This window comes from Victivallis sp. (assembly GCF_048170485.1).
GTDB lineage: Bacteria > Verrucomicrobiota > Lentisphaeria > Victivallales > Victivallaceae > Victivallis.
In genome coordinates this window covers 1-9,815 of sequence record NZ_DBEXAY010000096.1, presented here as the reverse complement: position 1 = coordinate 9,815, position 9,815 = coordinate 1, and the positions used below count along the sequence as shown (strand labels likewise).

The 9,815-nt window shown below is 51.6% G+C and carries 8 protein-coding genes; 4 read left to right on the top strand and 4 right to left on the bottom strand.

Features of this window, described 5'->3' with window-relative positions; translation table 11 throughout:
- The first annotated feature begins 216 nt into the window (after positions 1–216).
- From ACMLHG_RS05190 to ACMLHG_RS05175, 4 genes are all read left to right on the top strand, one after another.
- Complete coding sequence (locus ACMLHG_RS05190; RefSeq protein WP_417169785.1) at positions 217–927, top strand: ATP-binding cassette domain-containing protein; 711 nt, start codon at positions 217–219, stop codon at positions 925–927.
- A gap of 432 nt (positions 928–1,359) precedes the next feature.
- Positions 1,360–3,516: an NHLP bacteriocin export ABC transporter permease/ATPase subunit gene (locus ACMLHG_RS05185; protein WP_417169784.1), complete on the top strand. Its 2,157-nt coding sequence runs from the start codon at positions 1,360–1,362 to the stop codon at positions 3,514–3,516.
- A 4-nt stretch (positions 3,517–3,520) separates the two neighbouring features.
- Positions 3,521–4,669, top strand: a complete 1,149-nt coding sequence (locus tag ACMLHG_RS05180; RefSeq protein ID WP_417169783.1) for an ABC transporter substrate-binding protein — start codon at positions 3,521–3,523, stop codon at positions 4,667–4,669.
- Positions 4,670–4,927: 258 nt separating this feature from the next.
- The gene (locus ACMLHG_RS05175; protein ID WP_417169782.1) at positions 4,928–5,110 is read left to right on the top strand and encodes a hypothetical protein; all 183 of its coding nucleotides are present in this window, start codon (positions 4,928–4,930) and stop codon (positions 5,108–5,110) included.
- Positions 5,111–5,331: 221 nt separating this feature from the next.
- On the opposite strand, the gene ACMLHG_RS05170 is transcribed toward ACMLHG_RS05175, so the two are convergent.
- The 4 genes from ACMLHG_RS05170 to ACMLHG_RS05155 are packed head-to-tail and all read right to left on the bottom strand — an operon-like array spanning position 5,332 to position 9,038.
- Entirely contained in the window at positions 5,332–6,540 is a 1,209-nt protein-coding gene (locus ACMLHG_RS05170; protein WP_417169781.1) for a UDP-N-acetylglucosamine 4,6-dehydratase, read from the bottom strand.
- 21 nt (positions 6,541–6,561) lie between these two features.
- Complete coding sequence (locus tag ACMLHG_RS05165; RefSeq protein ID WP_295809351.1) at positions 6,562–7,224, bottom strand: sugar transferase; 663 nt, start codon at positions 7,222–7,224, stop codon at positions 6,562–6,564.
- 31 nt (positions 7,225–7,255) lie between these two features.
- Positions 7,256–8,209 carry an NAD-dependent epimerase/dehydratase family protein gene (locus tag ACMLHG_RS05160; RefSeq protein ID WP_417169780.1) on the bottom strand — a complete coding sequence of 318 codons (954 nt, stop codon included), beginning with the start codon at positions 8,207–8,209 and terminating at the stop codon, positions 7,256–7,258.
- Position 8,210: 1 nt separating this feature from the next.
- Positions 8,211–9,038, bottom strand: coding sequence for a glycosyltransferase family 2 protein (locus tag ACMLHG_RS05155; RefSeq protein ID WP_295809359.1), 828 nt, complete (start codon positions 9,036–9,038; stop codon positions 8,211–8,213).
- Between the last annotated feature and the right edge of the window lie 777 nt (positions 9,039–9,815).

Genomic DNA, 9,815 nt, shown 5'->3' with positions numbered 1-9,815 from the left:
TTCGGTATCAAGGGAGCTACCCGCGCCCAAAATTCATCCGACACTTCCCATGATTTGACTGCCATATTCACCTCCCGCGTTACAGAATGCAAATATAGCATAATTTTCTTGGATTTCATCTTTTATTTAGGGATAAGTTCTAAATATGGACCGGAGAAAAGTTTCCGGGCGGATGACGGTTCCGGGCGCATCCCGCCGGATCATGCCGTGTTTGAAATGAAAAACGTCACATACGGCTACAGTCGGCAGGAGCCGCCGGTTCTGGAGAATTTCTCACTGAAAGTGACGCCCGGAAAACGTGTCGCTCTGGTCGGCGCTTCTGGTTCCGGAAAGACGACGGTTGCCAAGCTTGCCAACGGGACGCTGCTTCCGTGGTCGGGGGAGATTCTTCTGAATGGAAAACCCATGAATGAATATACCCGCTCGGAATATTACGCCACCGTGGGCACCGTCGATCAGAGCATCATGCTTTTTTCCGGAACGGTCGGGGAGAACCTGACGCTTTTTGCCCCGTCGTATGAGGCGCGGGAACTGCAGCAGGCGGTCCGTGACGCGGCCATCGAACAGGAGCTGACCGCCCGTGGTCCCATGCTGGACTTGAATGTGGCGGAAGGGGGAAGCAATTTTTCCGGCGGGCAGCGCCAGCGTCTGGAGATCGCCCGCGCATTGACCCACCGCACGCCGCTTCTGATTCTTGACGAGGCGACCAGTGCGCTGGACCCCGTCACGGAAGTCGAAATCGACAAGGCGATCCGCCGTCGTGGTTGCGCTTGTATCGTGGTGGCACATCGTCTGAGCACGATCCGGGATTGTGATGAGATCATTATGCTGGATCACGGCGTTGTTGCGGAGCGCGGAACTCATGAGACACTCATGGCTGCCGGAGGCAAATATGCTGCCATGATGAAACTGGAACAGGGTGATTGAGCGATGGAACATCATAGGGACAGTGTGTTGTATCCTTCCGGCAGGACGGTTTCCCTGAGTTCTCTTTCCTCCGGTATGAAAGTCCTGAGCGGGGAACTCAATCTGTTTCTGATTCACCTCGAAGCGGATGGATCTGCCGGAGACCGTGCATTTCTTACGGTTTTGAAAGCCGGAGATGCGTTATGCCCGGCGGCTTCCATTTGTGCTGACGGAATTCGTTATGAACTTGCCGCAGTGCCTTCGGGAGATGTTTCCGCCGTCTCATCCGAAGTGTCTCCCGATGAATGGCATAATCGTTTGCAGACCGCAGTCAGTGAAGTTGCAGGAACACGGATTGAAGGGGAGGATGTACCGAGGCTCCTGGCTGCTCTGATTGAAACATTGAACGTGCAGAAAGAAAGACGGCTTCAGTTGAATCGGGAAAACCGGGAATTGACATCCGATGCGCTGGAGCGGAAGCTGGATGACCTGGGCCGTCTTGCGGGAATTCGTTCCACCTGCCGGAATCGCGAGGATGAGTCGGATTTTCTTGCCGCCGCTCTCCGGGAGATTGCACAGTGCTACCGTCTGCCGTTTGAGAAGGAACCGGAGCTGATGCAGAACCGAGAGCGCCCACCACGGGAGCGTCTGAAGGAGTTTGCCGCTCTCGCCGGATGGCGCATCCGCAGAATTGAATTGACGCAGGACTACTACAAACAGTCGGCGCGTCCAGTGCTGGCGTTCCGGCGGGAGAACGATTCTCCTGTGATTCTGTATCTCAGCGCCAACGGAAGCCGTTATCGAGATCCGGCGCATGGAAACAGAAAATATCCGCTTGACCGGAAATCCGCCTCGCTTTTTGCCGAGGAGGCTTATTGTTTCTATGAACCGTTCCCGCCGGGCAGAAAAACGAAAAAAACATTGTTGAAATTTGTGTTCGCGACAGCGAAACCCATTCTGGCACTGATTGTGGCAGCGGGGCTGATCTCCTCCCTGATCGGACTGGTGATGCCAGTCGCGACCCGGTACATTACCGAGGAGATCATACCGACGGCGAACCTTCCTGAGCTCTGGCAGCTGATGTTTCTGCTGATTGTGCTGACCGCCTGTGAAATCGGCCTGAGTGTGGTGCCGTCCCTGGTGATGATGCTGTTCAGCGCCCAGCAATATGAACGGTTCCAGGCGGCGATGTACGACCATGTCCTGCGGATTCCGGTGAAGACATTCCGGATGTGTGATTCCGGCGATATGACATACCGCATTCTCGGCGCCTCGCAGATTCTGGCGGCTGTCTTCGGAATCATATCACAGCAGTTCCTCAGCTCGCTTTTTTCCCTGGTCAGTCTCGCGATGATGTTTTATTACAGCCCTTTGCTGGGGGTGATGGGACTGGTGATGGTGGTGATCTATGCGTCGATCTTTTTTCTGCTTTCACGCATCAACCTGCGCCCGCTTGCGGTTCAGGCGGCGGCTGCTGGGCGCATGAGCGGACTGATGAAACAGTTCTTCGACGGCATGGCGAAAATCCGGGCCGCCGGAGCCGAGCAGCAGATTCTCTCCCGTTTCACGGACGATTTTTCGGAGATGGTCCGCCAGAATTACATTATTTCGCGAAACGGAGCATACCACAGCGTATTTTCAACAATTTTCCCCATGCTGATTTCAGTTCTGTTTTACGCTCTGGCGGGTGGTTTTCTCGACAGGAATCTGTCGCTGCCTGTTTTTCTTGCCTTCATGGCAGCGTTTCAGAGTTTTCAGGGCGGTCTGATGGGGGTTGCCGGCGGATGCTGGTCGCTTCTTGCAATTCAGCCGGAACTGGACCGCATCATGCCGATTCTGGATACGGAGCCGGAGGACGGCGGGGAACGCCACAATCCGGGGAAACTGGATGGGAAGGTGGAGGTTTCGCATCTGAATTTCCGCTACGCACCGGATGATCCTCCGGTTCTGAAAGATGTTTCATTCCATGCAGACCCCGGAGAATTCATTGCGATTGTCGGCCCATCCGGCGCGGGGAAAAGTTCACTGGTCCGTCTTCTTCTCGGTTTTGAACAGCCGGAGGCGGGAGCCATTTATTATTCAGGGAAAGACTTTGCCAATCTGGAACTCCGTTCTGTCCGCCGCCAGATGGGGGTGATTCTGCAGAACAGCAGAATCCTGCCGGGCTCCATTCTGGAAAATATTATCACCGGAACGGAATATACGGTTCAGGATGCGTGGCGAGCGCTGGAGCTTGCCGCTTTTGATCAGGATGTGGAAAACATGCCGATGGGGATTCATACGCTTGTGACGCCGGAAACCATCTCCGGCGGACAGCAGCAGAGGATTCTGATTGCGCGTGCCCTTGTGGGATCGCCCGCCATAGTCGTGATGGATGAGTCCACAAGTGCATTGGACAATCTTTCGCAGGAGATCGTGAAGGAGAATATGGAGAAACTTCATATGACGCGGATCGTCATTGCGCACCGTCTTTCGACGATCATCCGGGCGGACCGGATTTATGTACTGGACAAGGGCGAGGTCGTTCAGCAGGGGACCTATGCGGAACTCTCTGTGGAAGAAGGTCTTTTCAAACGCCTTGCGGAACGCCAGTTAACGGAAAGGAACTGACTTTGTGAAAAACGGAATCATCATTCTGCTTGCTCTTATCTGTATCTTTTTTCTTTTAAACGCACTGGGGGTCTTCCAGTTCGGCTCGATCATCGACCGCAATCACCGGACATGGTATGAAAACAAGCGGGAGAACGCCGTAAGAAAGTCACCGGTGCTGAAACTGGGGACCGCATACGACAGAACGGACCAGCCGGCGACGGAAGCCATACGCGGAGTGATGCTCGCCATGGAAATGCTGAACCGCGAGGGTGGCGTTCTCGGTAGAAAGCTGGAACTCGTCCAGCGTGACGATGTGACGACTCTCCCGCAATACAGCGCCGCAGTGCAGGGATTCTGCGACGACCTGTCGATTGCCGCGGTGATCGGTCCGTTCAGTTCCGGCTACATTCCCGCGGGGCGTGCGCTGACTCAGTTTCAGGGACTCCCGCTGATCTCTCCCCTGACGGTCTGTTCCGAGAAACTGCCTCCGCTGAACCCGGATAACTTCGTTACCTTTTTCCCGCCGCTGAAACTTTGGGTGGAGGCGATTCTCGGCGATATGGAGAAAAAAGGGTACAGAAACCTGCTGATTATCAGTCCGGAGACCGGGACTTACGGCGACATTTTCTGCACAGCTCTGGAACGGATGAGTCATCAGCGTCTGGCGTTCAACCGGGTCTACCGTTTGAATTACCAGCTTCCGCTCCGGCGGCGTGATCTGCTGCGCGCTGTCCAGAATTACCGCGGAGAACAGTTTTCCAATGTCGTCTTTTTCGGGGGGACATTCTCGGATTTTCCTGAATTCATTACCTTGATGAAAGAGCTGAAAATGACACTTCCCGTGTATGGCTCCGATGATCTCTATATTCCCCAGACGCAGAAAATGGCTCTTCCATTTACTCTTTTTCTGCCGCGTGCCGTGATCAGGAAGCCGGATACACTGTTCATACAGGAGTGGAAACGGCGCTTTGGGAAGGCCCCCAGCTACCACACGGTTCTTGGAGCGGAAAGTGTTTTTGCCATTGCGAAAGCGTTGAAGAAAGACGGCAGGTATGCTCCGCAGAAGTTGGTGGAAACTCTCCGGGAAATTCGGGAACAACGCCTGCTCGATCCGGAAATTGCGCCGGAGATTGTTGTTGACCCGTTTGCAGATCCTTCCGAAAAGAGTTGAGTATCCTGCAGAAAACGATTCATCGGGCGTAAGGGTGCAACGATCCGCGAATTCGGTGCTGGTCAGGGAAAGCGTGTCCGGCTATTGTGCAGCCCACATCTGACAGGAAAAACAAAAATCGCAAGGAATCCGTAAAATACGCTGTCCGAAAGTAAGAAAAATGGAAAAAAGCTGTAACCTTTCTTAGATTCCTGCGTTTTCAAAGAAGGCGAAACGAAATGGAGAGTGAAAATGGATCAACGGAAAACAGCGGATTTTGTGGATGAACTGATGATGCGTGCATTTTCTCTGCCTGCGCCTGAAATGCCGGATTTTGCTTCCATTCCCAGAGAGGAGAGTTCGTTGCTGGAATTAAAGGATGAGGAGCTTGATTTTCTTGCCGCGGCAGGGATGTCCCGCAGAGAAGAGTTGCAACGGAAACATGAAAAGGGGGGGCATTGAAGCGCAGCCCGCTTTCCGGAGAGTCTTTTCGTTTTCCTGCGCTGCATTTTCCATGGCCTGTTTTCCTCTCTTTTGATTACGGTTTGATCACTATAATCCAGAAAACAGGCCCTTTTTCAAGTGCCCTCTCTTAAAATATGCGCAATTTTCCGGACATTATCTCCTCACGCCACTTCAGCCCCTTACCTGCAATATTCCACACCAATCGCAAACGCAGAAGGTTACATCTTTTGATCCAGATTCTTCCCCGTTTCATGATGTTCGAAATTCGGGAGAAAAGATTTCAGCGCCTGAACAATCTCCACCTTGGTCACGCCTGGCTGCTGCAGTAAGTTCGCCAGCTGTTGCAAAAATGTCTCAACCTCATCCATCGGCCGCCCAGTACCGCCAGTAATCACCCCCAGCGCCTGGAAGCGTTCCAGATCGAGACGTTCTCCTGCCACATAAAACTCCTCAAAGCTCTTCTCGCCTGTCGTATCGGAGGTGAAGTAATAAACCGGATATTCTCGGGAGTTCTCCGGCATTTCTGCTGCAAACTTACGCGCCTCTTCCTCCGAACAGCACCGGTATGGCTCATACCCCATACTCTTCAACAGCCGGTCGGCAATGGTCGAAAAGGTCATCATCTGTTCTTCGCCAAGTTTCGGGAAAAAGATCTCCCGATTCTTTCCCAGAATGCAGGCCATCAGACAGATTTGACCGCTCTCCTCCGGCGAAACAAAATAGCGCTTCACATCCGAAGGAGAACTCAACGGCTGCCGCTTCATCAATCGCTCCACAAAACCGGCCGGCAGACTGCCGTTGGAAAACGCCACATTCGCAAAGCGGGCGGTGGTCACTTTGAACCGGTCCGCATAGGCCATGATCATATCCTCCATCACCCGCTTGCTCGCCCCCATGATATTCACCGGGTTGGCCGCTTTGTCCGTGGAGACACAGAAGAAGTGCGCCGGAGGAAACTCCGCCAGAAGTTCGAGCAGCCGCCGTGCCTTCAACACGTTGTTCTCCAGCAGGGCCTGCACCGAATAGACATCCTTCTCACTGCGTACATGCTTGTGCGCGGAAAAGTTGGCGACAATGTCAAACCCTTTCTCCGTCCGGAAGATCTTCTCGAAAATCGGATCCGCGAAACTGAGCGGATAGGTCCGGTAATCCGACGGCACATACATGCCATACGTCGACCGTAAATCACGGGTGAGTTCGGTGAGACCGTTCTCACTGAGATCGACCACCACCAGCGAGGCGGGCCGAAACGGCAGCAATGCACGGATATACGAGCTGCCAATGGTTCCTGCGCCCCCAATTACCAGAACTCTTTTTCCGTTGATCTCCTTCGAAAGACGCTCCCAATTGGCGGTCAGATCCTCCCGAAACATGCTTCCGTTCCGCTGAGTAACTGCCTCTTCAATGAATTTGCTGATGTGAAACATATCTCTTCTTCTCCTGCGTTCTCACTTCCCCGCCATCCACTCCGGTCTGGAAGGCAAATCCCGGAACCACCGGTACGGCAATTCACTTTTGGGAAACACAATTACCCACGCCGTCAGAAAAATGATGGTAAAATCCACCCACAATGACGCATGGCTCCGATACCAGATTTCCAGTGCTCCTTTGTAGGGGGCAATGAACTCCCGATAGAAATCCGCCGGATTTTTTGCGCCGGCCAGGTACCTTTCTTCATCCCGGAAAATGACGGAACCGATGCCGCTCAACCCGGGCCTCAGTTCGCCGATCGCCTGCTGAATCTCCGGCGAATAATAGGCGAAATTGCGCGGCGTCAGCGGCCGCGGCCCGATGATGCTCATATCTCCTTTCAGAATATTGAAGAGCTGCGGCAGCTCGTTGATTTTGGTCTTCCGCAAAAATCGGCCGAACGGCAGCACCCGGGGATCATGCCGAGTGGTAATGTCACCGGTACCAATATTCGGACTATCTTTCAGCATAGTGGCAAATTTCATAAGCCCGAAAGGCTTGCGATCTTTTCCCACCCGTTCCTGACAATAGAAGATATAGTGCTCTCCGGTCAGTTTCAGAATGATCATGATCGGTACCAGCAACGGCGAAAGCACCAGAACGGCCAATGAGGTCAATAGAATATCAAAAAAACGTTTCATACCATCTCCCTGTTGAAAACATTTCCTCCCGTCAGTTTTGCTCCGCTGCGCTCAACTCATCCAGATGATCCAATACGGGGTGAGGACGCCATGAAAAATCCTGCAATGCCGCACGCCCGTCGAATGTGAGTGTCTGCGTCATCTGTCGCAATCGGCGTCGGTTGAACATAAACTGCCGTCGCGTGATCTTCTGAATCACCTCGCCCGCCAGAGCAAGCAAAAACGCGCACCAGAAAGGAAGTCCTGGCCGGTAGGGAAAATGATTCCGTTTTCGCAGGCCGGAATAAAGCTCCGCAAAGGAGAGATCCCGCCCGTCGGTTAAATTATATACCCCGCCCCGCTCAGCGAGTTCCGCCAGAAACGGAGCGATGTCACGCAACAGAATAACGCTGCGCCGGGCCGCACCACTGCCGATGTTGAAATACAGCCCTTTCCGCATGGCACGAAACATACTGCCCAGATTGCCCGGCGCATTTGCCCCGGCAATCAGCGGCAACCGTACGATTCCCCGCCTGACCGGTTCCGGAAACATGGTATTTAAAATTAACTTTTCCGCCTCAATCTTGCTCTTTCCATAGGGATCTTCCGCAAGCAATGCCGCCTCTTCCGTTACAGCTTCACCGGAAGTCAGGCCATAGACGGCCACGGAGCTGATAAAGAGAACCGCCTTCGGAGGAGTCTTCTGTAGGGCAGACAGGAGATTGGCTGTGCCCTGCACATTTACGGCAAAAAAAGCTGCTGCCTCTTCGGCCGTCCGCGGCACTACATGCGCTTTCCCCGCCGCATGAATTACCAGATCATAGCGCACTTCCGGCAGAACTGGCGCATGTTCCGCCAGATTGCAGACAATATGAACTCCACTGCGTTTGTCTTCTGAAGCAACTCGCAACAGCCCAAGGGTATCGACACTCCAGCCCTGCTGTTCAAACCAGGTCTTAATTGATTGGGCAAGAAACCCCGGATATCCAGTCAGCAACAGTTTCATCTCAATACATATCCTTTCCCGCAGCTTTCAATTCAGCCAGAAGAGTACGGTTGAATTCCTGCCGCTGTCGATCCAGCAGCCATCCCCACTTGTTAAAATAGCGAATCATATTTTCAATCATCACTTTTTTCATTCGCAGCGACTTCCGGTGTGCCGCGATATGATTGTGAACAATGGAAGCTCCTGGAAAAAAAACCGTCTTGTATTTTTCATGAATTCGCCGAGTTAGATCAGCATCCTCCGGATACATGAAATAACGTTCGTCAAAACAGCCGATCTCCTGAAACACTTTCGTCCGGATGAACATGAAACAACCGGAAAGATAGGGAGCATTCATTATCATATCATATCCGGAAAAGGCCAAAGTAAATTTCCGCTGTCCACGACGGATCCATCGTTCCGGCAGAAATCCCCGGGCAAACATATCCCATGGAGTCGGCAGCAGTTTGCACAGATATTGAATCCGCCCATCCGGATAAAAGACTTTAGGCATCAGATGACCGACCTCCGGATGCTCCTCCATGAACGATACAATTTTTTCGATTGTTCCCGGCTCAAAAGTGATATCCGCATTGACGACAAGATGGTAATCGGAATTCAATTCTATCGACTTGCGGATTGCAACGTTATGTCCGGCTCCATAACCGCGGTTTTCGTGCGGAATATATTCGATTTTCGGAGAGTAATTCTTCAATACCGCCAAGCGCTCATCACCGGAATGATCTACTAAAATAATATGATCGATCAAAGAAGTATCAAGGCAATTCAAAATTTTTTGACATTCAGATAAAGAATTTCGAAAAAGAACAATGGAAGCGGAAACCAACATAAAAATTACCCTTAATTTATTTACCGGCAGAGTCCACTATTTTACGCAATTTTATTTCTGAGCAATTACCGATGGCAAATGAGACTTAGCGCAACGGAAGCAACCAACCTGAGAGCTCCGGAAGCGCAGGGCGGTTGCGCAGGCGGAACCTCATACCTTTTTACCTTATACCACCTTCATAAAATTTGCAAGCATTCATGTGCTGATCAGTTTCTCATCTTATCATGAAAATATACCTGAACTCGTCCAGTCTCATAACCGTTCCTCTCCACCAGAAAAAGCTGCCGGATACTTGAGAATCTCCCCAGCTCACTTTATTTTCTTATTGCGCTGCATTGATCATGTGGCCTGTTTCTTCTTCTTTTGATTTCGATTTTGTCATTATAATCAATCAGAAATCAGGCTCTTTCCCAACTGCATTTTCCCAATATACACAATCTTTCTGCCGTTATCCCTATACATTGTTCACCTTAAAATGTGATTCTTCCCCGCAATTGGACAAGTTTGTATAGGAAGATTGGTGTGAAACCATATGATTTACTATATCTCATTGTTTGCCGATTACAAGTTCCGAAATAGACTTCGTCATTGGAGGCCGAATGAATCTGCTTGGAATTGTAAAAATTCAGACAATGTTGGGATTCTTCTCCTGTTTGAGCCGCGATTTGCCTCAAAACAGGCTTTCAAAATCTGAATAGTCGATTATGCAAAAGCAAGATGCGAGAAGGAAAGAACCTTTTATCAAAAGGTTTTTCTTTATCGCGCTCTTCCTTTTCC

Bases quoted from the DNA above. Each gene is read 5' to 3' on its own strand.
- ACMLHG_RS05190 (WP_417169785.1), top strand. From the start codon at position 217: ATGAAAAACGTCACATACGGCTACAGTCGGCAGGAGCCGCCGGTTCTG.
- ACMLHG_RS05170 (WP_417169781.1), bottom strand. From the start codon at position 6,540: ATGTTTCACATCAGCAAATTCATTGAAGAGGCAGTTACTCAGCGGAAC.
- ACMLHG_RS05165 (WP_295809351.1), bottom strand. From the start codon at position 7,224: ATGAAACGTTTTTTTGATATTCTATTGACCTCATTGGCCGTTCTGGTG.
- ACMLHG_RS05160 (WP_417169780.1), bottom strand. From the start codon at position 8,209: ATGAAACTGTTGCTGACTGGATATCCGGGGTTTCTTGCCCAATCAATT.
- ACMLHG_RS05155 (WP_295809359.1), bottom strand. From the start codon at position 9,038: ATGTTGGTTTCCGCTTCCATTGTTCTTTTTCGAAATTCTTTATCTGAA.